At 53.5% G+C, this 23,918-nt stretch carries 23 protein-coding genes; 10 read left to right on the forward strand and 13 right to left on the reverse strand.

Annotation, left to right across the window (positions count from 1 at the left end; genetic code table 11):
• Positions 1 to 5: 5 nt before the first annotated feature.
• Entirely contained in the window at positions 6 to 2,942 is a 2,937-nt protein-coding gene (locus tag EL386_RS09850) for a PD-(D/E)XK nuclease family protein (RefSeq protein ID WP_126455764.1), read from the forward strand.
• Positions 2,939 to 6,349: a UvrD-helicase domain-containing protein gene (locus EL386_RS09855; protein ID WP_126455766.1), complete on the forward strand. Its 3,411-nt coding sequence runs from the start codon at positions 2,939 to 2,941 to the stop codon at positions 6,347 to 6,349. The genes EL386_RS09850 and EL386_RS09855 overlap by 4 nt, the downstream gene beginning before the upstream one ends.
• A 23-nt stretch (positions 6,350 to 6,372) precedes the next feature.
• On the opposite strand, the gene EL386_RS09860 is transcribed toward EL386_RS09855, so the two are convergent.
• The 10 genes from EL386_RS09860 to EL386_RS09905 form a co-directional block, all read right to left on the reverse strand.
• Complete coding sequence (locus tag EL386_RS09860) at positions 6,373 to 7,098, reverse strand: DsbC family protein (protein WP_126455768.1); 726 nt, start codon at positions 7,096 to 7,098, stop codon at positions 6,373 to 6,375.
• 2 nt (positions 7,099 to 7,100) lie between these two features.
• A complete protein-coding gene (locus EL386_RS09865) occupies positions 7,101 to 7,583 on the reverse strand; it encodes a YajQ family cyclic di-GMP-binding protein (protein ID WP_126455770.1) in 483 nt (160 codons plus the stop codon).
• Between the two features lie 60 nt (positions 7,584 to 7,643).
• Positions 7,644 to 8,552 carry a site-specific tyrosine recombinase XerD gene (xerD, locus tag EL386_RS09870; RefSeq protein ID WP_197722052.1) on the reverse strand — a complete coding sequence of 303 codons (909 nt, stop codon included), beginning with the start codon at positions 8,550 to 8,552 and terminating at the stop codon, positions 7,644 to 7,646.
• A gap of 126 nt (positions 8,553 to 8,678) precedes the next feature.
• Entirely contained in the window at positions 8,679 to 10,430 is a 1,752-nt protein-coding gene (locus EL386_RS09875) for a tetratricopeptide repeat protein (protein ID WP_126455772.1), read from the reverse strand.
• A 97-nt stretch (positions 10,431 to 10,527) separates the two neighbouring features.
• Entirely contained in the window at positions 10,528 to 10,872 is a 345-nt protein-coding gene (gene rplS / locus EL386_RS09880) for a 50S ribosomal protein L19 (RefSeq protein ID WP_126455774.1), read from the reverse strand.
• 37 nt (positions 10,873 to 10,909) lie between these two features.
• The gene (gene trmD, locus EL386_RS09885; protein WP_126455776.1) at positions 10,910 to 11,662 is read right to left on the reverse strand and encodes a tRNA (guanosine(37)-N1)-methyltransferase TrmD; all 753 of its coding nucleotides are present in this window, start codon (positions 11,660 to 11,662) and stop codon (positions 10,910 to 10,912) included.
• A gap of 9 nt (positions 11,663 to 11,671) precedes the next feature.
• A complete protein-coding gene (gene rimM, locus EL386_RS09890; protein WP_126455778.1) occupies positions 11,672 to 12,196 on the reverse strand; it encodes a ribosome maturation factor RimM in 525 nt (174 codons plus the stop codon).
• A gap of 57 nt (positions 12,197 to 12,253) precedes the next feature.
• The gene (gene rpsP / locus EL386_RS09895; protein WP_126455779.1) at positions 12,254 to 12,502 is read right to left on the reverse strand and encodes a 30S ribosomal protein S16; all 249 of its coding nucleotides are present in this window, start codon (positions 12,500 to 12,502) and stop codon (positions 12,254 to 12,256) included.
• Between the two features lie 171 nt (positions 12,503 to 12,673).
• A complete protein-coding gene (gene ffh, locus EL386_RS09900; RefSeq protein ID WP_126455782.1) occupies positions 12,674 to 14,029 on the reverse strand; it encodes a signal recognition particle protein in 1,356 nt (451 codons plus the stop codon).
• Positions 14,030 to 14,096: 67 nt separating this feature from the next.
• Positions 14,097 to 14,861, reverse strand: coding sequence for a 3',5'-cyclic-nucleotide phosphodiesterase (locus tag EL386_RS09905; protein ID WP_126455784.1), 765 nt, complete (start codon positions 14,859 to 14,861; stop codon positions 14,097 to 14,099).
• Positions 14,862 to 15,101: 240 nt separating this feature from the next.
• Here EL386_RS09905 and EL386_RS09910 point away from each other — a divergent pair, with 240 nt between their 5' ends.
• The 8 genes from EL386_RS09910 (at position 15,102) to EL386_RS09945 (ending at position 21,240) form a co-directional block, all read left to right on the forward strand.
• The gene (locus EL386_RS09910) at positions 15,102 to 15,908 is read left to right on the forward strand and encodes a cytochrome C assembly family protein (protein WP_126455786.1); all 807 of its coding nucleotides are present in this window, start codon (positions 15,102 to 15,104) and stop codon (positions 15,906 to 15,908) included.
• A gap of 60 nt (positions 15,909 to 15,968) precedes the next feature.
• Positions 15,969 to 17,258, forward strand: a complete 1,290-nt coding sequence (locus EL386_RS09915; RefSeq protein ID WP_126455788.1) for an HlyC/CorC family transporter — start codon at positions 15,969 to 15,971, stop codon at positions 17,256 to 17,258.
• Between the two features lie 84 nt (positions 17,259 to 17,342).
• Positions 17,343 to 17,993, forward strand: a complete 651-nt coding sequence (locus tag EL386_RS09920) for an FHA domain-containing protein (protein WP_172597697.1) — start codon at positions 17,343 to 17,345, stop codon at positions 17,991 to 17,993.
• A 25-nt stretch (positions 17,994 to 18,018) separates the two neighbouring features.
• Entirely contained in the window at positions 18,019 to 18,393 is a 375-nt protein-coding gene (locus tag EL386_RS09925; RefSeq protein ID WP_126455792.1) for a PilZ domain-containing protein, read from the forward strand.
• Between the two features lie 396 nt (positions 18,394 to 18,789).
• Positions 18,790 to 19,278 carry a DUF4395 domain-containing protein gene (locus EL386_RS09930; protein WP_126455800.1) on the forward strand — a complete coding sequence of 163 codons (489 nt, stop codon included), beginning with the start codon at positions 18,790 to 18,792 and terminating at the stop codon, positions 19,276 to 19,278.
• A gap of 334 nt (positions 19,279 to 19,612) precedes the next feature.
• The gene (locus EL386_RS09935; protein WP_172597698.1) at positions 19,613 to 20,143 is read left to right on the forward strand and encodes a DUF4395 domain-containing protein; all 531 of its coding nucleotides are present in this window, start codon (positions 19,613 to 19,615) and stop codon (positions 20,141 to 20,143) included.
• A gap of 21 nt (positions 20,144 to 20,164) precedes the next feature.
• Positions 20,165 to 20,575 (forward strand): thioredoxin family protein, encoded by a 411-nt coding sequence (locus EL386_RS09940; protein WP_126455804.1) that lies wholly within the window; start codon positions 20,165 to 20,167, stop codon positions 20,573 to 20,575.
• 188 nt (positions 20,576 to 20,763) lie between these two features.
• The gene (locus tag EL386_RS09945) at positions 20,764 to 21,240 is read left to right on the forward strand and encodes a methyltransferase family protein (protein WP_126455807.1); all 477 of its coding nucleotides are present in this window, start codon (positions 20,764 to 20,766) and stop codon (positions 21,238 to 21,240) included.
• Positions 21,241 to 21,713: 473 nt separating this feature from the next.
• On the opposite strand, the gene EL386_RS09950 is transcribed toward EL386_RS09945, so the two are convergent.
• The 3 genes from EL386_RS09950 to EL386_RS09960 all read right to left on the reverse strand — a co-directional run bounded on the left by EL386_RS09950 (position 21,714) and on the right by EL386_RS09960 (position 23,845).
• Positions 21,714 to 22,034 carry a YciI family protein gene (locus EL386_RS09950; RefSeq protein WP_126455809.1) on the reverse strand — a complete coding sequence of 107 codons (321 nt, stop codon included), beginning with the start codon at positions 22,032 to 22,034 and terminating at the stop codon, positions 21,714 to 21,716.
• Between the two features lie 66 nt (positions 22,035 to 22,100).
• On the reverse strand, positions 22,101 to 22,724 hold the full coding sequence (locus tag EL386_RS09955; protein ID WP_126455811.1) for a hypothetical protein: 624 nt from the start codon (positions 22,722 to 22,724) through the stop codon (positions 22,101 to 22,103).
• Between the two features lie 92 nt (positions 22,725 to 22,816).
• Complete coding sequence (locus EL386_RS09960) at positions 22,817 to 23,845, reverse strand: GNAT family N-acetyltransferase (protein WP_126457316.1); 1,029 nt, start codon at positions 23,843 to 23,845, stop codon at positions 22,817 to 22,819.
• Positions 23,846 to 23,918 lie beyond the last annotated feature (73 nt).

A 23,918-nucleotide genomic window follows, 5' to 3' on the forward strand; every position in this document is an offset into this window, starting at 1 on the left:
AACTGATGTCGGGCCCGTCTGCTGCCGGCATTACCCTGCTCCCCTATAGCAGTGACCCACTGCAATACCTCTGTGAACAGATTGGCCTGCAGCACAGCCAGGACCTGCCCGACCTCAGCCGACTGCTGGTACTCATCCCCGGTGAACTTGCCAAGCAACGACTCGGCCAGTCGCTGCTTGCAACATCAGAAAAGGCTGCCATGCTGGCACCAAAAATGATGAGCCTCGCGCAGTTTGTTCAAGATTACGGCCACTCCGCACACCCGCGTATTGACTCACATGCCCGCGAGCTGCTCCTCGTCGAGGCCCTGCGTCAGCACCCGGACCTGTATGGCAACAGCAACCCCTGGCTACTGGCTGAAAACCTGTTGCAATTTTTTGATGAACTCAACCACCAGCAATGCACACTGCCTGATAAGTACCCGCAGTTCTCACAAACCCTGCAACAGGGCTACGGCCTCGAGGCACAGCACCGCCAGCAACTGGCGCCGTTGCTTAACCGCGAGGCCGAACTTGTGTATACCCTCTGGCAGGCATGGACTGATCAACTCCAGGCCGAGGGACTCATCGACCCGCATGCCGACTATAGTCAGCGCCTGGCAACATTAGGTCTTCCGACGGACTTTACCCACTGTTATCTGCTCGGCTATAGCCGGCTTAACCCTGCCGAGGCCGCCTGGTTCAGTAGATTGGCGCAGGCCGGCAAGGCCAGCCTGTATCTGCAGGGACAAAACGGTTACCCGCCGGAGGCCTACCACCCGGATGCGGTCATTGCGGATTTGCTTGCACAGTGTCCGGACATAGCCGTCAATAACCTCGAACACAGTCAGGCATACAGTGCCGCCCTTGACGCGGTTTATGCACAACACGGTGCCGCCCTGGCTGAACGCGCGCACAGCACGGCCGAACAGCTGCCTGACAGTCCTATACAGGGACGCCTGCAGCTATTCACTGCGGAGAGTGCCGAACAGCAGGCGCTCGGCATCGAACTCCAGGTTCGCCTCTGGTTGCAGGAGGGCATTGAACACATAGGCATTGTCAGCCAGGACCGTCGCCTGGCCCGCCGCCTGCGCGCCCTACTTGAGCGCGCCGGTATCCTCCTGCAGGACCAGTCCGGCTGGGCGTTGTCGACGACCAGTGCCGCCGCCGTACTCGAACGCTGGCTGGAATGTATCGAGCAGGACTTTGATCACCTGCCCCTGCTCGACCTGCTGAAATCCCCCTTTATGGTCGATGAGGCGGATCGCGAGGCACACTTAAAACTCGTCTATCGTTTTGAACAGGACATTGTCCTGCACGAAAATATCGCCAGTGGTCTGTGGCGTTACCGTCGTCATATCGACGCGCGTTATAAGCGCCTGCCCGAGGACTGGGGCAAGGCCACGAGCGATGCCTTGCAGGCACTCTTCAACCGCCTCGAACAGGCCGCCTCACCGCTACTGGCCCTCATCGGCAAACCCAACCTGCAACCGACCACCTTTATCCACGCCTTGCAGGAAAGCCTGCATCGGCTCGGCCTGTTTGAGACCTTCAGTCACGATGATGCCGGACAACGCCTACTCATCGAGCTCGAGGGCATGACACGGGCACTGGATGGCCGCAAACTGCTCATGCACTGGTCTGAATTGCGCAGCTGGCTGGGCCGCACCCTCGAACGCTATAACTTCTGTCCACAGACACCGGCCAGTCACGTCTCGCTCATGAACATGGATAACGCTGCGCTATCCGATTTCGATGCCTTGATCATTGCCGCCGCCGATCAGGAACACCTGCCGGGCCAGGTCGAGGCCTCGGCCTTTTTCAATGACGGGGTCCGCCAGGCACTCGGGCTCAGCATCAGTACCACGCAGCAGCGACAGCGGTTTTACCAGTTTCGTTGTCTGCTGGAATCTTCACCGCATCTGTTAATCAGTTACCATTCTGATCAGAATGGCGAGAGCCTGTCACCGAGCCCCTGGCTGTCGGCCCTGCAACACTTTCATGAACTGGCATGGGATAACACACTTGAGGCCGACCACATCCAGCAACAACTGGCCGCCGGATACCACGGCTTTCACCAGAGCCCCAAGCTGCCTGCAGTCGAGCCCCTAGCGGCACATCCCCGCACCCCGTGCCCGGCTCAGCTTCTGCCTGCTTCCGTCTCGGCCAGTAGCTACCAACAGCTCATCGACTGTCCTTATCAGTTTTTTGCCGCACGTTGCCTGAAATTAAAGGCCACGGATGAAATCCGTACCGCGCTGGAAAAAAGCGATTATGGCAACCGCATCCATGCCTGCCTGCAGGCCTTCCATAGTCAGGTGAATGGCCTGCCGCCGCCGTTTGCGCAAGACATTCATGCAAACAACCGGCAACAAGCCATAGAACACCTGCAAGCAATCTCCGAGGCCATCTTCGCCCGCGACCTGGAAGATAATTTTCAGCACCGCGGTTGGTTACGGCGCTGGCAACAACTCATACCTTTATATATAGACTGGCAACAACAACGTCAGCAGACCTGGCACTTTTCACAGGCCGAGTATGCCGGCGACAGTCATCTCAATGGTCAGGCCCTGCAGGGTCGGCTGGATCGCCTCGATGTCGCCAATGATGATGCACAGACCTATGCCATTATCGATTACAAGACCGGCTATACACCGCCACAGGCCGAGGTCGATAGCGGCGAGGCCGTGCAACTGCCGTTCTATGCCCTGCTCCTCGGTGAACATATTCAACGTGTCGAATACCTGCTGGTCGACACGGATATCAAAGGCCGCGCCCGGCTCGAGGGCGCGGCGCTCGAAGACCTGCGCACGCGTCAGCAACAACGTCTCGGCGAACTTGTTAAGGCCTTGCAGAGTGGTGCCGAACTGCCGGCCTGGGGCGATGACAAGACCTGCGGCTATTGTACTATGCAGGGTTTGTGTCGGCGCGGCGCCTGGGGCCCTGACGAGGCAACTGTATGAAATCCGCCGTGTTGGCCTGTCAGCCACAACAAAGTACCAGCGTGCATGCCTCAGCCGGTAGTGGCAAGACCTGGCTGCTCGTTTCACGCCTGCTAAGGCTGTTACTGGACGGGACAAAACCGGATGCCGTATTGGCGATTACCTTTACCCGCAAGGCCGCCGCCGAGATGCAGGAGCGCCTGTTATCGCGCCTGTATGAACTGGCCTGCATGGAGGATGCGGACCTCGGTGAGGCCTTGCAACAAATCGGCCTGGCCGCCGAACCGGAACACCTCGAGACCGCCCGGCAACTCTACGAAAAATTACTGCACAATCCGAGACGGCTTAACATCACCACCTTCCATGCCTTCTCGCAACAGATCCTGCGCCGCTTTGCCTTCGAGGCCGATGTGCCGGCCGGTTTTGAACTTATCGACAAGACCCGCCTGCTGGAGACCGAGGCCTGGGATGCCCTCTTCAGGGAGGTCACGGCACAACCCGATAGTGCAGTCGCGCAGGCACTCGACAGGTTGTTTCAGTATTGCGGCGGCATCTATAACACCCGTCAGGCACTCGACAGTTTCCTGCAACACCGTAGCGAATGGTGGGCATTAACCCAGGCACCCCAAGACCCCGACACGGCCAGCCTGGCACTGGCCGAACAACTCGCTATCGACCCGACCTCGCCACCGGATATCGACGCCTGGCTTGGACAACATCGCCAGGCACTTCACGACTACGCCACCCTCACCGGCCAACACAAGACCGCCACTCACAGTAAGCGACAACAGGCACTCTATGGCCTGCTGGAATCCGGGACGGTCGATCGGCAATGGCTGAATAACCTGCAGAAGGAATTTTTCACCGCCAACGGCACACTGCGCGCACTCAAATCTTCCAAGGCATTGGAAAAGAGTCTTGGTGATGCCGGGGTTGAACGTTTGCTGTACCTGCATACTGAACTGGCCGGCGCCATCGAAGGCCTCAATGATCAACTGGCCAGGCAACACACCTTTCATGTTAACCAGGACTGGTTTGCTGCCGGGCAGCATTATCTCGAACACTACCAGCGCATCAAGCAACAACAACGTCTGCTCGATTTTACCGACCTGGAATGGCGAGCCTGCCAGCTGCTGAATGACAGCGGCCATGCCCACTGGGTTCAGTACAAACTCGATCAGCGCATTGACCACTTGCTGGTCGATGAGTTCCAGGACACCAATCCAACCCAGTGGCGTCTGCTGCTACCGTTGCTACAGGAACTGGCCGCCGGTGAGAATGAACGACAACGTTCGGTATTTATCGTCGGTGATGCCAAACAGTCTATTTATGGTTTCCGCCGCGCCGACGCCAGTCTGTTTAGTCATGCCCGCGGCTGGCTGGAAGACAACCTGCAGGCCGCAACAATCCCGCTCGCCATGTCATGGCGCTCGGCACCGGTGATCATGGACTTTGTTAATCACGTCTTTTCAGAGGGCGAGCTTCACCAGCGCCTGGTCGATTTTAGTCCACACGGCACGCACCGTGACAAGCTATGGGGGCGTGTTGAATTTTTACCCGTAATACGCACCGCAGAGCCGGAGCTTGACGCCCTTACACTGGCGCCAACGGCATTACGCAATCCGCTGCTAAGACCACGCGAACTGCCGACGAACAGTCTTTATGAAGACGAGGCGCGCATCATCGCGGAAAAGATTGCCGGACTTGTCGAACAACGAACTCCCATCGAAGACAATGGCAGATACCGCCCGGCAGACTATGGCGATATCATGCTGCTGTTACGCAATCGTACCCATATTGCCAGTTATGAACGCGCCCTGCAGGCCGCCGGCATCCCCTATCAGGGCAGCGAACCGGGTAGCCTGCTGGAGACGGTCGAGGTCCAGGACATGCTGGCCCTGCTCGACACGCTGATCGCCCCGTATAACAACCTGTCCCTGGCACGTGTTCTGCGTTGCCCGTTGTTCGCCTGTAGTGAACAGGACCTGGTGGTCCTGGCTACCAAGGTCAGACAAACACCACAGGCCTGGTTCAGTTGCCTGGCGCAACTCGATGATGGCCATTCGGCGAACCTGCTGGCGGCAAGGGATAAGCTGACAGGCTGGCATGAACAGGCGGGGCATGTCCCCGTGCATGACCTGCTGGACCGTATCTACAGTGAGGCCGACGTGCTGAATCGTTTCCGGGCGGCCTTTCCCACACACCTGCAGGGACGTGTCACCGCCAACCTGATGCGCTTTCTCGAACTCGCCCTCGAGATCGACAGTGGCCGTTACCCGAGCCTGGCACAGTTTCGCGCCCGACTGGCGGTGTTACGCAAACAGGAACGTGATGGTCCCGACCCGGCACCGTCGCTCAATCAGGGCCAACGTGTGCAGATACTGACGATTCACTCCGCCAAGGGGCTCGAGGCACCTATCGTCTTTATCGCCGACACCGCCAGTGTGCCGAGTGACCGTGCCAGTTATCAGGCGCATGTGCACTGGCCCAGTGGTGCGGAACGTCCGCAACATATACGCTTGTTACTCAACAGTGGTCATCGTGACAGCGCCACACGAGCCTTACTTGAGGCGCAGGTCACGCGGGATGCCCGTGAAGAGGCCAACCTCCTCTATGTGGCCATGACCCGTGCACGGCAATTGCTGTATATCTCGGCGGTCGAGCCGGCGAGGAACAAAGACCAGGGCTGGCATGCCCTGATCAGTCTGCAACTGCAACGACTCAGGCTTTTGGACGCAGACGGCGCGTGCCTGCTCGAGAGCCTGCCCAGGCCCGCACTCGATGACATGGCGGAGCACGACGACCATGATGCGACTGACCAGACCCGATATTCAGGCATCACACCGCCGACAGAGATCATCGACTACCCGCTTCGACATAAGTGGATTGCTCCCAGTGAAAGCATTGATCACTCACCGGCCGGCAGTGGTGACGAGCTTCGTCAACTGGCCCGCCTGCGCGGCACCATTATTCACCGTCTGTTCGATGCGCTGACACAGGCCGGCAGCCATGCGGAGGATGTACGTGCCCGCTGTTTCCGGGAGTTCAGTCAGCAGGCTGACATGGCCTTTATTGATAGCTGTTGGCAAGAGGTCATCGGGGTCTTGCGGGCACCGCAACATACTGCCTTGTTTTCGGCACACCACTACCAGCAGGCGTGGAATGAAGTGCCGATACTTTACCAGGATGAGGATTCACAGCAGACGGTCAGTGGTATAATCGACCGGCTTATTCGCTACGATGGACGGCTGTTAATCGTGGATTACAAAACCCGGCGGCTGAACGCGCAGGAACAACCGCAACAACTTGCCCAGTCTTATCGTGCACAGCTGGATTATTATGCACGAGGCATTAAAAAATGCTGGCCGGACCTGGCGGTCGAAGCCGGCATCCTCTTCACGGCCGCTAATCAATTCGTCAAACTCTAACTGAAATCATTTTTCTGCAAATACTATTGGCGAGCCACCTGCTTATTCAGCATCTGTTCAAGTTGCGCGGCCGGAACATAACCGGGCAGGCGTTGCCCGTCTTGTGTGAAGATGGTGGGTGTGCCCGCTACACCCAGCACGGCCGCCGCATCCATATGCTTGCCAACCGGGTTGGGGCATTGTTTGTTCTCAATGGCCTTGCCCGACTTGGCCGCGTCCATTGCCGCATGCCGATCATCGGCACACCAAACGGATACCGCCTTATCAAACGATGCAGACACCCTGCCCGCCCGCGGGTAAAAGGCGTATTTCACCTCGATACCCCTTGAGGTATACGCCTTCATCTCCTGATGCAGGCGACGGCAGTAACCGCAATCGATATCGGTAAACACAGTGATCGAGTATTTCTTCCCCTTGTCGGCCGGGTAAATCAACATCTCTTCACGGCTTATCCCGGCCAGTGCCCCGAGCCTTGCCTCGGCACGTTTCTGTTCGGTCAGGTTGATGTTTTTCTGCAAATCTATAATTTCGCCTTTAATGGCATAGCGACCATCGGCACTCAGATAGATAAAACCATCACCAAAATCCACTTCATAAATACCCTTGATGGGCATGTCACTGATGCTGTATTGGGTTTCACCGGGCATGACCTCGGCCAGGCTCTTACGAATGGCTGCACGGTCATCTGCCGAGACAGGCGTGATCACTGTCATCAACATGGCCAGACTGGTAAACAAGATAAATTTCATACTTAATCTCTAAAGTTATTAAATTGTAGTGGCAGGCCGGTGTCCTTGTCCCGCAACAGGGCCATAACGGCTTGCAGTTCATCACGCTTCTTGCCGGTAACACGCAGCTGCTCACCCTGTATGGCTGCCTGCACCTTGATCTTCGAATCCTTGATCAGCTTAACAATCTTCTTCGCCTGTTCCTTGTCGATGCCATGACGTACGCTGATGACTTGCTTGGCGGATTTCAGGGCCTCCTCGATATCACCCTGGTCCAGACAGGAAATATCGATACCGCGTTTCGATAATTTCTCGTACATGACAGCACGTACCTGCTCTACGCGGAACTTGCTGTCACTCTCCAGCCGCAGTTCCAGGTCATTTTGCACGATCTTCGAGTTAGAACCCTTGAAATCGAATCGGTTCCCTATCTCACGATTGGCCTGATCCACGGCATTTTTCAGTTCATGCTTATCGACTTCAGAAACAATATCAAATGATGGCATTGCAACCTCCGGAAAAATTATTTAGCGCATTATACAGGCAATGTGACATAAATGATGGGACTAGCCGCGCGGGTGGTGTTCGGCATGCAAACTCTTTAAACGCTCACGCGCAACATGGGTATAGATCTGCGTTGTCGACAGATTGCTGTGACCGAGTAATAACTGTACCACACGCAGATCAGCACCGTGATTAATCAGGTGTGTAGCAAAGGCATGGCGCAGGGTATGTGGTGACAGAGGTTTGTTGATACCCGACTTGAGCGCATAACGCCTGAGCAGCTGCCAGAAGGCCTGGCGGGTCATCGGCCCGCCACGACGGGTAGGAAAGATCGCATCCACGGCCCGACCGTTGATGATGTCGACACGGTCATGGCGGATAAATCGCTCCAGCCAGCTCAGCGCCTCCTCACCCAGCGGCACCAGTCGTTCCTTATTTCCCTTGCCGGTGACACGTACGACACCCTGTTGCAGGTTGAGCTGTGAGAGTTCCAGCCCCACCAGTTCACTGACCCGGAGCCCGGTGGCATAGAGTAATTCAAGCATGGTGCGGTCGCGAAAGCCCAGGGCGTCCTCGGCATCCGGCGCATCCAGCAGCCTCTCCACATCCTCTTCGGTCAGTAACTTCGGCAGGGCGCGGGCGATCTTCGGTGCCTCAATGCGGGCACTTGGGTCATCCTGCAAACGGCCTTCACGGATCTGGTACTGGTAGTAACGACGCATACTCGACAACAGCCGTGCCGTTGTCCGGGCATGTGCGCCCTTGGCGGCACGCCCGGCAAGATAGGCCAACAGGTCTTCACGCCGCGCCGACTGCAGGTCGCGGTCATCGGCCTGCAGGGCCTTTGCCAGGCCCTGCAGATCACTGCGGTAGGCACTCAGGGTATTTTCACTCAGATCCCGCTCCATCCACAGGGCATCAATAAAGGCCTCGATCTCGGCCTGCCCGGGCTTAACGTCTTGCATGCTCATGTTCGAGTGGCCAAGGTTTCATCTCAACAAGTTTGCCGCCAGTGGCCCCAGCATAACCACCCAGCCCTGTTTTTACCACGTCCCGTGGCAATGACAGTCTTATGATTGCCGAATAGTCCTGCACCCTTAACCTTTATTGTCGCGCAACCAAAGTTGTTGCAGGCGTCGTTGCAGGACGGCGCGACGCGCCTCATCCTTACTCACATTCAATAACTGCGAATAGATCCTTCGTGCATCACGAATAAGCCCTGCCTCGGTCAGTGCCTCGGCTGCCTGGTAGAGCGCTGATTGTGCCCACAGGTCCGGCAAGTCCTGTCCGGGTACATCGGCTGAACGCAGATAAAGTACGGCCGCCTCGGCATACTGTTGCTGCGCCTTACGTGAATCGGCCATCCAGTAAAGTATCTCTCGCTGTAGTTGTGGATCACCCGTTTGTAACCGCAGTTTTTCAAACAAGCGAAGTGCCTGTTCATGCTCATTGAGCGTCTGCAGGTCGAAGACTACCTGCATAAAACGATCGGTTGCCGCCTTATCAAAGACCGCCTCACCCTTCAATACGGTGGCCAGCACCTCGCTACCACGTTCAACATCACCTGCCATAATAAATACACGGGCGCGACGCATTTCCCATAACAATGGTGCCACGCCCTTCGGCGCCTGCTGCAAGCCCTGTAACAGGCTCGAGGCCAGGCTCACATCGGATTCCGTCAGGGCCTGTTCCAACAGGGTATAACGGGCAATAGGCGGTAGCCTGGCGATATCGGCATAACGCGAGCCTTCAAGGTAGAGACGCCGCATGATTTCAGGACCCGCCTTTTGCTTCTGCAGTGAACGGATCAGTTCCTCATGGGCGCGCAGGCGTGCCGTCTCATCACGGGCAGTCTCACTGAGTAAGGCATAAAACGCCCTTTGCCTTACCGGTTTGGATGCATACTTACTCGCCTGGGCAAACCACTGTTTGTCGTCGCCTATCAACAGTTGTCCACGATTACCCACTGCCTGGGCATGTGCACTATAGGCCTCCCAGAGGGCATCGGCCTGCAATGTGATCAGGCCATCATCGAGTTGACTGGCACGCGTCTCGCTGAAAATATTCTCCAGGGCAACGACACGGCTGCCGGTATCAGATTCGGCAAGGCTGGCCTCGGCAACCGTCGCCCATAAACGCAGACGCACAACCTTATCCAGCCCCTTGGCCTTGATGCGTTTTTTGGCCTGCTTGATGACTGTTGTTGCCGGCAGGCTTGCGCTACGCAGTGCCGCCAGCAGGTACAGGCTTTGCGCCTCGACAGACTTGCTATTCGTCAGAATATCGGCCGCATCCTTGGCGCGACCGGCCTGTAGCAATACCGATGCGCGCAGGGTCTGTGTGGCATTGGCTTCGGCACGGTAGTCCTGGTTATGTCGCAGCATGGCGATGTGTGCGGCATTGGCCTGTTTATCGAGGAGATAACTGCGAATCAACAATTCTCGCCAGTGGATCAGACTAGCTGTTGGCGGAGATATCTCGGCTTGCCAGATCAGCCTGCGTAAAGCCTGTCGCGCCGCCTTGCCATCACCCAGCGCCAGCCATGCCGCCACTTGCTGCGTGGCAAACCAGTTACGCGCTGCGAGCGGGATGTTTTGTTGCTGCGTATCAATACGCTGGATCAAGCTTTGCCAGGCCTCGGTCCTGCTATACAGATCGATACGCAGACGTTCCCAGCGCAGCCAGTCGTCAGCACTTAACTCCGGGCGGGCCTGTTGCCGTTCGATCTTTTGCAGGGCCAATTGACCGGCACCGAGCCCGGCAATAAATTCTGCCTCAGTGAATGGGTCGGTTGCGGCAACCGCGACCAGCGAAGAGAACGACAGGATTAAAAGAATCAGACTACGCATACACAAACACGGCGCCCGAAGGCGCCGTATAAAAAAGGCAAACAATCCTGCAGACCGTGGGCAGCGCTGGCTGACAGCAGTCTGCATAATGCCTGGCTTAGAGCTTTTCCTTGATGCGCGCAGCCTTACCGGTCAGCTCGCGCAGGTAGTACAGCTTGGCCTGACGAACGTCACCGCGACGCTTGATATTGATGCTGTCGATAATCTTGCTGTGTGTCTGGAAGACACGCTCAACACCTTCACCGTTTGAAATCTTGCGCACGGTGAAAGCAGAGTGCAGACCGCGGTTACGCTTGGCGATTACTACACCTTCGTAGGCCTGGATACGCTCACGCTCACCTTCCTTGACCTTAACGTTAACCACTACGGTGTCGCCCGGACCAAATGCAGGCACGTCGTCCTTCATTTGTGCTTTTTCGATCTGTTCGATAATCTTGCTCATGATGTACTCCTGATTAACCCTTTAACCGGTCACCCGATCAATGTTCATTGTGTTCCGTAATAAATTCATCCAGCAATTTTTGCTGCTCTTTCGTTAACTCAACCTGCTCCAGCAAGTCGGGCCGTCTTAACCATGTCCTGCCGAGTGACTGTTTCAACCGCCAGCGCGCAATCGCCGCATGGTCACCACTCAGCAATACCGCCGGCACCGGTCGGCCATCAACGTCTTCCGGCCGCGTATAGTGCGGGTAGTCGAGCAGGCCATTAATAAATGAATCCTGCTCCGCAGAGGCCTCATCACCCAGCGCCCCGGGTAAAGTCCGCACCACTGCGTCGATCATGACCGCTGCGGCCAGTTCACCGCCACTCAGTACGTAGTCACCTATCGACCATTCGTCATCGACTTCGCTTTCAATCACACGCTCATCAATGCCTTCGTAACGTCCGGCGATCAAAACCAGCCGTTCCGTTTGTGCCAGCTCGGCCACACCGGCCTGATCCAGCTTGCGACCCTGTGGTGACAGGTAAATCACCCTGGCCTCACCGTCACAACTCTCGCGCGCCTCATTAATCGCCGCGCGCAGTGGCTCCACCTGCATAACCATTCCGGGGCCACCGCCGTAGGGTCTGTCATCGACCGTACGGTGTTTATCCTCTGCGTGTGCCCGCGGGTCATGCAGACTCAAACCAATAATACCGTTCTTGAGTGCACGTCCGGTCACACCATACTGCGTGACATCACGCAACATCTCCGGGAACAAGGTCACCACCGCAATGTGTTGCAATGACATCCCTGCTTCCTAAAAGTCCGGGTCCCAGTCGACACGCACACGCCTGGCGGCGGTATCGACTTCAACCACAACGTCACCCTGCACAAACGGGATTAAACGTTCCCGCTCACCGGCGACGACGATGACATCGTTGGCACCGGTCTCCATCATGCTTTCAATGTGACCCAGCTCAACACCGTCCAGAGTTTCCACCTGGCAGCCAATCAGGTCTGACCAGTAATACTCGTCTGCAGCGAGGCCGGCCCGTTGCTCAGGCTTAATGGCCACTTCCGTACCCATTAATGCGGCGGCGGCATCCCGATCATCACAACCCTGAAGGTGGACAATAATGCCCTTGCCCTGCTGGCGGCCTTCGACCACTTCCACTGCCTGCCATGCATTGTCCTTGCGGAGATACCATGGCGAATACTTGAGTATGTTGTCACGGGGTTCAGTGTGGGAAAACACCTTGCACCAACCTCGTACACCATAAAGTCCGGATATCTTGCCAACCACGATCATATTCTGCGCCACCTTACTATCCGGTTCGCTCATGACCATGACTCCAGACCCTTCATTGTCACGATACAGCGTGACAACGACAAAACTGATTTAGGCGGCAGCCTGCTGCTTGAGCAACTTGGCAACACGCTCAGAGGTCTGCGCACCGAGCTTGACCCAGTGAGCAACGCGATCGGTATCGATGCGCAGGCTGTCTTCCTTCTCGCTACGCGCAACCGGATTATAAAAACCCAGGCGCTCAAGGTAACGGCCGTCACGACGGTTACGGCTATCGGTGACAACAATGTGATAAAACGGACGCTTCTTGGCGCCGCTGCGTGATAAACGTATAGTGACCATGTGCGGGGTAAACCTCTCGCTGCAAATCGGCTAAAAGTAGCCAAAAAATAAATAACCGGGGGCGACAGTGATCGCCCCCGAAAAATCGCTGCATTTTACGCTAATTTCAGTAAAAAGAAAGACCTGTGCGGGAATTTCATGTCCTTTCCCGCCACGGCTGATCCGCAGGGCCTAGAACGGCATTTTACCCATACCCGGCAGGCCGCGCATAAGTTTTTTCATGCCCCCGCCCTTGCCCATTTTCTTCATCATCTTCTGCATCTGCTTGAATTGTTTGAGTAATTTATTCACATCCTGAACCTGCACACCCGAACCGGCGGCGATACGCTTTTTCCGCGAGCCCTTGATGATGTCCGGTCGCTGGCGTTCACCCGGGGTCATGGAGTCGATAATCGCCCCCAGGCGCAGCATATCGCGGTCATTGACCTGGTCTTTGACGTTGGCTGGCAGGTCGCCCATGCCCGGCAACTTGTCCATGAGACTCGCCATGCCGCCCATATTCTGCATCTGCCGCAGCTGCTCGCGGAAATCGGCGAGGTCAAAACCCTTGCCCTTTTTCAGCTTGTGGGCGAGTTTCTCGGCCTCCTTGTGGTCGACCTTGTGCTGGGCCTCCTCGATGAGGCTGAGCATGTCGCCCATACCGAGGATGCGTGAGGCCACACGCTCGGGGTGAAAGGCCTCCAGGGCGGTGGTTTTCTCGCCGACACCGAGGAATTTGATGGGTTTGCCGGTGATCTCACGCACCGACAGGGCGGCACCGCCGCGGGCGTCACCATCGGCCTTGGTCAGGACCACACCGGTCAGCGGCAGGGCCTCGTTAAAGGCCTGGGCGGTGTTCGCGGCATCCTGGCCGGTCATGCTATCGACCACAAACAGGGTCTCGATGGGATTGATGGCCGCATGTAAGCGCTTGATTTCATCCATCATTTCCGCGTCGACGTGGAGTCGGCCGGCGGTATCGATGATGACAACATCAAAAAACTGTTTTTTCGCCTGCTCGATGGCGCCCTGACCGATAGCGACCGGGTCCTGCTCGGTCGAGCTGGGGAAAAACCCGGCACCGATCTCGGCGGCCAGGGTCTCAAGTTGTTTGATCGCCGCCGGTCGGTAGACGTCGGCACTGGCGACCAGCACTTTTTTCTTCTCGCGCTCGGCGAGGAATCGCGCCAGCTTGGCAACACTGGTGGTCTTACCCGCACCCTGCAGGCCCGCCATGAGGATCACGGCCGGCGGTGTGGTGTGCAGGTTCAGGGCCTCGTTGGCCTCGCCCATGACATGCACCAGCTCCTCGTGCACAATCTTGATCAGGGCCTGGCCCGGGCTCAGGCTTTGCAGGACCTCCTGACCCACCGCGCGCGCCCGGACCTTGTCGATAAAGGCCTTGACCACCGGCAGGGCCACATCGGCCTCGAGCAGGGCCATGCGCACGTCACGCAGGGCCTCTTTAATATTGTCTTCGCTAAGCCGCCCCTGGCCACGCAGGTTTTTCAGGGTCTTGCCTAGTCGTTCGGTAAGGGAATCAAACATGGGGGATTTTTATCTTGCCGCTATATCCGTTGACGAAATAAGGCCTTGTGCCGCCTCGAAACGGGGATTATAACGTAAAGACCTCGCCACCCGACAGGCCTTTCAGCTTGCGGGACGGCATCTGCTCACAACACTCCTGCAGGATGCGCGTCTCTTCACCGGGTTTACGGTGGCTGATGTAGATCTCGGGGTCCAGCTGCAGTTTTTTCATGTCCTCGGCCAACAGGCTGGGGCAATAGTGCTTGGCCATCTTGCTCAGTTCGAGGTTGTGGTCGGCAAAGGCCGCCTCAACGATGAGCAGGTCCAGTTGTCCATGGGCGTTCAGGGCCGCCCAGAGGCTGTCATTCGTGCTGGTGTCACCACTGAAGGCAAAACTGCCGCTCTCGCAAGCCACCCGGTAGGCAACCGCCGGCACAATATGATTAACGGCAATCATCTCGATATCGCGGCCGTGATTCTCCCAGACCTCACCCGGCCGCATGGCCCGATAACTGAGGACGGGCGACTCGGGGCGGGGCAGTTCGGCAAAGTCCGGCCAGACCACCCAGTTAAAGATATAGGACTGCAGGGCCTGCAAGGTGCTTTCCTGACCATGAATAATGACCGGTTCCTTGACCAGGTCAAAAATGGTATCGATCAGCAGCGGGATGAAACAGACGTGGTCGAGGTGTGAATGCGTAACAAAAATATGCCGGATTCGGCCCATTTCTTCCAGGGTCAGGTCACCCAGCCCGGTGCCCGCATCGATGAGGATGTCGTCATCAATCAGCAACGAGGTACTGCGCAAGCCTGCGCCGATACCACCACTACAGCCAAGAATCCGTACTTTCATACTGATCTGATTTACCTGTGTAAATTCTTATTTATTATTGTAGTTAAATAAAGATCAGTCTGCCTTATCTGGCCGCTGATTTCCGTATCCTTGTCACAAAACCCATTATCCCGCCATGCCCCAAGGTTGGGCCATTTCAGGCCATTGGCCCTTCAACCGAGGCGGCGAATGTGCCATTATTCGGTAAAATTTGAGCCTAACAGAGTTAACAATAAACGGCTACTGCCGGCGGCCAACAACATGAAAGTACTTATAATTACCAGTTTAACCGTATTCCTCTACCTGGGGACTACCCTGCTCCTGAGCCGGCGCCTGGCCAGTGGCATGGTCGCCAGCCAGGGCGCACGACTGGGCCTGATAGCCCTCGGTCTGGGTGCCGTGATCCTGCACGGCGGTCTCGTCTATAACACCATCTTTACCGAGGCCGGCCTGAACCTCGGTTTTTATAGCGCCGCCTCGCTGATCATGAGCCTGGTCGCCCTGCTCATGCTGTTGGCTGCCATCACCCAACCCATCGAGAATCTCGGCATCGTAGTCCTGCCACTCGCGGCCATTAGCCTGTTACTCGATCAGTTTTTATCCTCACAGCACATCCTCGCGAGCAATACGACCCAGAATATCGAGATCCATATCATTCTTTCACTGCTCGCCTACAGCCTGCTAAGTATCGCCGCCGTGCAGGCCGTGTTACTCGCCGTACAGGACTACCAGTTACGCCATAAACACCCGGGGGGCTTCATGCGCGCCCTGCCACCCATGCGGGTCATGGAGTCACTGTTGTTCCAGATCATTGGCGTGGGCTTTTTCCTGCTCAGTCTGGCCCTGCTCAGTGGTATCATTTATCTCGAAGATATCTTTGCCCAGCACCTGGTACACAAGACCGTGCTGTCCATCATCGCCTGGCTGGTCTTTGCCATCTTGTTATTCGGTCGCCGGCTGGCCGGCTGGCGTGGCCGCACGGCGATTCGCTGGACACTCGCCGGTTTTGTTACCCTGCTACTGGCCTATTTTGGTAGCAAGTTGGTACTAGAAATCATTCTTGCTTAACGGCATGTTGGGCATCATTTATGCCCGCGCCAGGCAGACTCCACACGAGGCAAACTGTTCTTGAACGAATTACCTTTAGGCCTGTTGCTTGTTGCATTGGTCGTACTGATTATTATTTCAGGCTTTTTCTCCGGTTCGGAAACCGGGCTGATGGCCCTGAACAAATACCGCCTGCGTCACCTGGTGCGGGATAAACACGCGGGGGCTATGCGCGCTCACCGTTTGCTCGAACACCCGGACAGGCTGATCAGCCTGATCCTGCTCGGCAACAATGCCGTCAACATCATGATCACCCTGCTTGCCGCGATCATTATGCTGCGCATGTTTGGTGAACTGAGTGTATTTGTCTCAACAGTTATCCTGACCTTTATCATGGTGTTGTTTGCCGAGGTGACACCCAAGACACTGGCCGCGCTGCACCCGGAGCGTTTTGCCTTCCCGGCCACCTGGATCCTTAACCCCTTAATGCGGATTGGCTATCCGGTAGTCTGGTTCTTTAACAAATTGATGCATGGCATTTTCAAAATATTTCGCATCGACTCCTCGCACCAGGACTCCATGCACCTGAGCCCGGAAGAATTACGCACCGTGGTGATCGAGGCAGGCAGCATGATCCCGCGTTCTCACCAGGACATGCTGCTAAGTATCCTCGACCTTGAACAAGTCTCGGTGGATGACATCATGGTGCCGCGCGGAGAGATCGTCGGTATCGATATCGAAGATGACTGGCAGTCCATCCTCGATCAGTTATACAGCGCACAACACACACGCCTGCCCGTCTATCGTGGTGACATTAACCATGTTATCGGCATTGTGCACCTGCGCCGAACTATCAAACTGCTGACCGAAGAAAACTTTAGCCGCGAGACCTTACTCGAGGTTGTACCCGAGGCCTACTTCGTCCCGGAAAGCACGCCCCTGCACACACAGCTCATCAACTTTCAGCGTGCCCGGCGCCGTATCGCCCTGGTCGTTGACGAATACGGTGATGTGCAGGGACTGGTGACGCTCGAAGATATCCTTGAGGAAATCGTTGGTGAGTTCACCACCGACCCGGCCGCCAGTATCAAGGAAGTCCACCCGCAGGAGGATGGCACCTGGCTGGTCGATGGCAGTGCCAATATCCGTGAACTCAACAAACTCCTCAACTGGGACCTGCCCGTTGATGGGCCCAAGACCCTCAATGGGCTGATCCTCGAACACCTGGAGGCCATCCCCGAGGCCAGTACCAGCCTGAAGATCGCCGACTACCCGATTGATATCCTGCAGGTCAGCGATAATGCGGTAAAAACCGCACGGATTTACCCCTCACTCAGTAATGAAACAGTCCAGAGTCAGACAGACGGCTGATACCGTATGACGGGCGGCACATTGAGCCTGTATGCCAATCAGCTATAATTAGTTGCAGGACAAATGGTTACGGAAAATGCCTCAGTGCCAACACTAACACTGGCTTTTAAAAATAATACCCTGCAAGTCATCCCCCTGCGTGATGACATGATGACCATTGGCCGTGAACCCTCTTCTGATATTTTTATCGACAGCCTGGCCGTTGCCCCACAGCATGCACGACTGATGCGACATGACGGACAATACACGCTGCAGAATCACCATGACGAGGAGGTCTTCGTCAATCACCAGCGGGTTAAGGAACACACCCTGCAAAATAATGACCTGATCCGTATTGGTAAACATACCCTGCGTTATGCCAGTGTCGGCGAGGCATTAGCCGACACACGGCCCGCGACCCTGGAGAAACCTGTCACGGCAACGGCCCCCACCGAGGTGGCAAGCACAGCCCCGCCGTCGAACAATACCAGCAAGGATGGCTGGTTGCAGGTATTGAGCGGCAGCCACCTCGGCAAGACCATCAAGTTACGCAGCGGCATGACCGACCTCGGCAAGATAGGCATCACCCCGGCCCTGATCTCCCTGCGTCGTGACGGCTACTTTATTGCCAACCTCGGTGAGAACGACAACCTTTGTGTGGGTGAAAACAACATAGGTGACAAGACCTGGCCGCTGAATGACGGTGACCTGATACAGATAGACAAACTCAAACTTCAATTTCATTTGCAATCGTAAATGACATGGACAGAGGATTCTGGTTATGAGTGACTCACTACCCATCAATGAACATCGTCATCATCTACGCATTCTTTTTGAAGCCCCCGTCACCATCATTATCCGCGGTGAAAAATTCCAGAGCACGGCAATCGACCTGTCCCTAAAGGGCGCACTGATCAAGCGCCCGGACAACTGGTCGGCAGTGGTCGGCGACGCCGGCATTTTGCAAGTCGCCCTCAGTGACGGTGAAACGGTGATTGATATGGAAGTATCCGTGGCACATAGCGAAGGCCACAAGATCGGTTTTCACTGTGACCATATCGATATCGACAGTATTACCCACCTGCGTCGACTGGTTGAACTCAATCTCGGTAATGAAGAATTACTGGAGCGTGAGCTGTCACATTTAAACGATTGATGATTTTGTACATGGATGTACGAATGTCACGAGAGGGCAGAAAGCCCGAAGTGACCGGCCTAGAACGGCTAAATGAATCAGCTGAAACAAAAAAAGCCAGCTAATGCTGGCTTTTTTATGTCGGTCTTTACTCTTACCTCAAACACCGCAAATACTGATTCATTCTGTCCTGAAAGAACAGAATCTTCTTTGCAGCCCATTCTTCTTTTATCATACACAGTAAAGCCACTGGCATTACAACACGCAGAAACGCGGCCATGACAGAGAGGCATCCATAAGTCTTGTTATTCCGTATACGAATATATGATATTCAATTTCCGTCTGTTATGGAGAAATTTAGAATGAAGTAGCATTGCAGCTATCCGTTACTGGGCAGATATATAGCTGGAAGACACTATGAACGAAAAAATGAAGCAACAGCAGGTTGATCAAAATGAGATACGCACCCATCAGGTATTCATCCTGACCGGGTTGTTGATCGGGTTTGTCACCGATCGCTGGGAATGGGTCGCGGTTCAGGCTGTCGTATTTTTACTTACTGTCTTGCTCCCCACCCTGGGCCCTTATGTGCTGGTTTATACAAAAGTGTTAAAACCTCTGGGGCTGCTTAAGCCCGATATCAGGGTCGATGTTCCCCAGGCCCATCGTTTTGCCATGAGTATTGGATTGTTGGTTACCGGCTATTCCAGCTATCTGCTCTATAGCGGTAATACTGTGCTGGGGTGGTCTTTAGTCTGGCTGGTGTTAATTCTGGGGGCGATCGCCCTGGCAGGTTGGTGCGCAGGCTGCTTTACCTACTATATGCTTAATCGCATGGGACTCGGTGGCTTTTTCAAATATGGAGCCATCAGCGGGATCTTCCCGGGGGCTCGACCAGGCAAATAGACCATATGATTTATCCCATAGTCAAATGTTTATCGCCCGGCCCAGGGCTAATCAATTGCCTATCTTAGGCATTGCAGAATAACCTGCAGCCACCTGTTTCCTAAAGGTTTCCAGTACTGCCGTAGTGCTGAAGCTACAGGCGACTATGTATACTTCTAGTGCATAACACCTATAACCTTAAACACCATTATCAAAGTAGACAAAATAATCTAGTATTTCATACATGGTGATTATTTCCCTCTGTCGGAAACAACAATATTAATATTGCTGACTTCAGGTGCTGTCGCGCAATGACATGTCCATCTATTAGTTAAGTTATGAAGGGGTAATGCATATGAATACTAATGAAAATGCAATTAATGACGATCGTTTCAACACGGTTCCGGATGATAGATGGCTTGATGCCAGCGAAATTCGCACAGGCCAGTTTCTGGTTGTTGCGATGGTTGTTGCTGCCTATGTGTTTGACAGATGGGAGTTGGTTGCATTCCAGTGTGGCATTTTTGTGCTGGGTGTTATTTCACCTAAAACACTGGACGTCTACTCATGGATCTACAAGGGTATTTTGAAACCATTAGGCATTCTGAAACCAGACATGCGCATAGATAACATCGAAGCATACCGCTTTGCAAACATGATAGGCATGGTGGTCTCTGGAACGGCGGCTTATCTCATCTATAGTAACCATGCCACGATTGGCTGGGGTCTGGCGTGGATGATGATTGGCCTTGGTAGCCTGGCGTTTCTTGGTTGGTGTGCCGGCTGCTTTATGTATTATATGATCCAAAAAACAGGCATCAAGGGATTCTTTGGCCATATACAGGTTGGCAGTGTTTTTCCGGGTGTCAGAGCGCCTCGTCCTTGAATTGGACCCGAGGTATTTAATATGTACGAGCGTTTACTTATTGTAATTGTTGCTGCCGTTCTGGGCGCGACTGTATATCTGCTATTACGCCGGTCACAGTTGAATAGAGCTCAGAATGCGGCAGTCGAGCAAAACGGAGTTCAACTAAAAGCTGGCATACTTCATATTGTCTATTTTTGGTCAGAACATTGTTCGCAGTGCAAAAACGCCCAAAAGCCGATATTAGAAGGATTGTTAGAAAAAGTTGGTCAGGAGAATGTTGAGCTTCTTACATTACGCGTAGAAGATTTTGGCAGTATAGCCAAATCATGGGGCGTGCGAACACTTCCGACCACGTATATTGTTGACCAAAAATGTAATGTTACTCATGTAAATAACGGACTTACGTCCGAATCACACCTGCTGCTGCAGTTAAACCTGAATACGGATTAAGTAAGTTATTAAAGAGTTCACTATGAATAGTGACACCATCAAATATTTGAGTTTTCTAAGCCTGTTTGTTAGAGCACAGTTCGTCTGATCTGGACAACCCATTACCGTAAACATCAAATGCCTGTCACATGATACGACACTTTTGAAATGCAACCTTATTAGAAAGCAACTCACTACAGAGAAAGACTATGGCCTTGAATGAAGATAAAAATGGCGCATCGGTAAAATTGCCTCCTCCAGTAGTATTTATACTATTTATACTCATCGCATATGGCATACATTATTACTTTCTGGCCGTAGAAATTAGCAGTATGTCTTTTTTGTTCTACATCGGCTCATTCTTCGTAACGCTAGGCCTTACCACCTTACTTGTGGCGACAGTTTCATTTAAGCGCGCGCAAACAAATATTAAACCCTGGAAGCCAACAACTAAAATCATATCAACCGGTATATTTTCATACTCACGGAATCCTATTTATCTTGCGTTTTGCATTGTAACTATTGGCATAGGCCTCATTGTTAATAATCTCTGGATTACCTTAAGCTTTATACCTTCCATATCTGTCATATACTTCACCGCCATCAAGAAGGAAGAGTCTTATTTGGAAAAGAAATTTGGGCAAGACTATTTGGCATATAAAGAAAAAGTCAGGCGTTGGTTCTAATGAAAGCTAGCAGCATGTCAGGCCGAGTCATTACTAATGTACAAAAAAACAGGTCAGCACCCTTTTTTATTAAGGGGAATAACGACAAACAACAATGATAATAAGACTTATTTGTCACCGCCCCCTTTGATTATCATGGGGCCGGTATAGCGTTCATCGGCCACCCCCGCACGGGATAGTCCATTTGCTTAATCTGTTCGCGCTGGTTGAAAATAAATGACGCGAGCCTTTAATTTTTCGGCTCGTTTTTTCCGGTTTCATACACCGCCCGTTGCCACCTTGGCATAGACAACAAAAAACAATCCTGCAAAGACCAGCACCGTCAGCAATAGCTTCAGCCATAAGAACTTCAACTTCTTCTCCTCTTGTGAAAATACAAATATATTACTGACCACACATCGTTTTATACAAAGGATGTGCCCCCTTTTATTTTTAGTTTTTACTATAACCCCAATTATCGCTTCTTTAATGTGTTACTGAACAGGCATCTGCATCATCTCAGACACCTCAAGCGAACCGTCAATTTCAAGAAAAGGGCAGTCCTGTGCAATCGATAGTGCAGCCTCCCTCGATTCAGCTTTAATAATCGAGAACCCAGACATGGCACTACTCCCCCCTTCTCTTACAGTTCCATCAGGGCTTACTGTAACGGTATCCTTTAACGGAATGGTAGGAATGACAACCGACTCGCCGAGTGATGATAGCCATTTCATATATTTCGCAAAATGCTTATTAGCTTCCTCCGGGCTGGATGGCTGATTACCGCCCAGATAAACAAATACGAACTGTTTCATTCTAATTTCCTCACTAAATAAAATTTCGATAAATCTTGCCGCCTGCCATGCCTGCAGTTTATTTTTTTAAAAACGAACGGATTTAGATGCCAGCACTTTGAGATAAGTCGCATAGGTTAATACCGCGCCTTGATTAATACCCAGGTCGTTGAAGGCATCCATCATTTTCTGAAAGGCCGCTTCGTTTTGAGGTTCTGCCTTGAGTGTTTCAAGAGAATCGAGCAGGGGCTTGATATCTTTCTCATCCAGGTATGTTTTCAGCATGGTGATATCATTATCCAGTCTTTCTGCATTAACAGGCTGAAAGCTGATTTCATTTTGCGCATTGTCAGATTCCACGAATTCCGGTGGTTCCTCATACACATTCCTGGCAAGGGCTGATTGTGCAGTTTCCGGGGATACTGTCTCAGCACTGTCCTCCCCTGTTATTTTCTGCTTCAGCGCATCGACAAAGGCGTTAAATTTCTCTGCATTCGGGTTATTTAATAACAGAGAGAAAACCGGACGTCCCTTATGAGGGCTGTAAAATGCCAGCTCTGAACCATTTATGACAGGTTCAGGGTCAAGGGTGGACAAATCAACGGTTAATTTCTGTTCCTTAAACAAGGATTTTATGCGCACGTATACCGTATCATCGACTATCTCAAATTCCCTGCTGCCTTTTAGAAAGCGTTTTTGTACAAGTTTCATAGTGATAGCATTGTCATTATTTCAAAAATTCCAAAATATAGAGTTTATATGAAATTCAGTATAAATACCTTTTCATATAACCCCAAGTATCGTTATTGTTTTTTCAGTATACGCTTCAGCGATGCGACAAACCGTTCATACCACCCTGCGGGCTTAACACTTTTCACACAACTCAAGGCGAAACGTTCCCGGCGATCAGACATCCAGTCCTGCTTGTAAGCGTCATTACCCGTCAGAAAGTCGATCTCCTCTACCTTATCGGTATCGATCACGTACTCCATCAGGAAGCTGGTCAGTATTGAACCCGGTGAATACGGCTTCCAGGCCTTATCATACGCCAGCCTGAATATACTCGCTTTACCGTGGCCTACAAACCAGAGCTGTGCCGCGACGGGCTGCTCTTTGATATACAGAATCGCAAGCCGGCTCCAGCCCGCTTTTGAAAAGCGCGCCACCATAGTATCCACAAAGCCCGCATACTGTTCGTTTGCCTTCCAGCTGGCGCTGTAGACCGCATAGTAATCAGGCATTTTGTGCGGTACGTCATCGCCGCTAAAAAGGTGAATGTCGTAACCGTGTTCACGTTCAAGTTTACGTTTTTTACGCGAGATCGTATTGCGCAGTTTAGCAGGTCGCGCCGCCATATACTCCGCATAGGACTGCCCCTGCACGCGCAAAAACCAGTTATAAAACCGAAATAGACGATCACAGCCAAACCCGGCCGCTTGCATGCTGCCCTGCAAGCCCTCCAGATGACCATCCTTGTCGGCCACCGGCTCCAATAACAATGCCTCAAGCGGCAATTGATGCAAACCCTCAACCAGGCAAGCGAGAACCTGCTGTTGATCATCCTTAGCAAGTAGCAGGCTATAAAGTGGCGTATAGCGATGTTTAAGGGCGTAGCCGATATTCCCGGCACTCTTCATCAGCGGCAGGATGGCCATGACCTTGCTGCCAGCTACCACGCAGGCCAGGGCCATCGTTTCATCGTCATTGAGGGCGGTGGCCACATTCTCAAACCACGGGCGCGAGAAAAAGAGGCTGTCTTTCTCTGCCTGCAAAAACAGTGCATTCGCACTCTCGGGGAGTTGATTCCAGTCGGTGTAACATACGAACTTCATCACGATAAAGGGCTATGACACCTTTAATGGTATTAATGCTTGCAGCGCAGGGTTCGAGTGATAAACCGCAATG

Source organism: Sulfuriflexus mobilis (assembly GCF_003967195.1).
Taxonomy (GTDB): Bacteria; Pseudomonadota; Gammaproteobacteria; order AKS1; family AKS1; genus Sulfuriflexus; species Sulfuriflexus mobilis.

Excerpts from the sequence above, each read along its gene's own strand:
- EL386_RS09850 (WP_126455764.1), top strand. The coding sequence starts at position 6 with ATGTCGGGCCCGTCTGCTGCCGGCATTACCCTGCTCCCCTATAGCAGT.
- EL386_RS09855 (WP_126455766.1), top strand. The coding sequence starts at position 2,939 with ATGAAATCCGCCGTGTTGGCCTGTCAGCCACAACAAAGTACCAGCGTG.
- EL386_RS09860 (WP_126455768.1), bottom strand. The coding sequence starts at position 7,098 with ATGAAATTTATCTTGTTTACCAGTCTGGCCATGTTGATGACAGTGATC.
- EL386_RS09865 (WP_126455770.1), bottom strand. The coding sequence starts at position 7,583 with ATGCCATCATTTGATATTGTTTCTGAAGTCGATAAGCATGAACTGAAA.
- xerD (WP_197722052.1), bottom strand. The coding sequence starts at position 8,552 with ATGAGCATGCAAGACGTTAAGCCCGGGCAGGCCGAGATCGAGGCCTTT.
- EL386_RS09875 (WP_126455772.1), bottom strand. The coding sequence starts at position 10,430 with ATGCGTAGTCTGATTCTTTTAATCCTGTCGTTCTCTTCGCTGGTCGCG.
- rplS (WP_126455774.1), bottom strand. The coding sequence starts at position 10,872 with ATGAGCAAGATTATCGAACAGATCGAAAAAGCACAAATGAAGGACGAC.
- trmD (WP_126455776.1), bottom strand. The coding sequence starts at position 11,662 with ATGTCATTGCAACACATTGCGGTGGTGACCTTGTTCCCGGAGATGTTG.
- rimM (WP_126455778.1), bottom strand. The coding sequence starts at position 12,196 with ATGAGCGAACCGGATAGTAAGGTGGCGCAGAATATGATCGTGGTTGGC.
- rpsP (WP_126455779.1), bottom strand. The coding sequence starts at position 12,502 with ATGGTCACTATACGTTTATCACGCAGCGGCGCCAAGAAGCGTCCGTTT.
- ffh (WP_126455782.1), bottom strand. The coding sequence starts at position 14,029 with ATGTTTGATTCCCTTACCGAACGACTAGGCAAGACCCTGAAAAACCTG.
- EL386_RS09905 (WP_126455784.1), bottom strand. The coding sequence starts at position 14,861 with ATGAAAGTACGGATTCTTGGCTGTAGTGGTGGTATCGGCGCAGGCTTG.
- EL386_RS09910 (WP_126455786.1), top strand. The coding sequence starts at position 15,102 with ATGAAAGTACTTATAATTACCAGTTTAACCGTATTCCTCTACCTGGGG.
- EL386_RS09925 (WP_126455792.1), top strand. The coding sequence starts at position 18,019 with ATGAGTGACTCACTACCCATCAATGAACATCGTCATCATCTACGCATT.
- EL386_RS09930 (WP_126455800.1), top strand. The coding sequence starts at position 18,790 with ATGAACGAAAAAATGAAGCAACAGCAGGTTGATCAAAATGAGATACGC.
- EL386_RS09935 (WP_172597698.1), top strand. The coding sequence starts at position 19,613 with ATGAATACTAATGAAAATGCAATTAATGACGATCGTTTCAACACGGTT.
- EL386_RS09940 (WP_126455804.1), top strand. The coding sequence starts at position 20,165 with ATGTACGAGCGTTTACTTATTGTAATTGTTGCTGCCGTTCTGGGCGCG.
- EL386_RS09945 (WP_126455807.1), top strand. The coding sequence starts at position 20,764 with ATGGCCTTGAATGAAGATAAAAATGGCGCATCGGTAAAATTGCCTCCT.
- EL386_RS09950 (WP_126455809.1), bottom strand. The coding sequence starts at position 22,034 with ATGAAACAGTTCGTATTTGTTTATCTGGGCGGTAATCAGCCATCCAGC.
- EL386_RS09955 (WP_126455811.1), bottom strand. The coding sequence starts at position 22,724 with ATGAAACTTGTACAAAAACGCTTTCTAAAAGGCAGCAGGGAATTTGAG.
- EL386_RS09960 (WP_126457316.1), bottom strand. The coding sequence starts at position 23,845 with ATGAAGTTCGTATGTTACACCGACTGGAATCAACTCCCCGAGAGTGCG.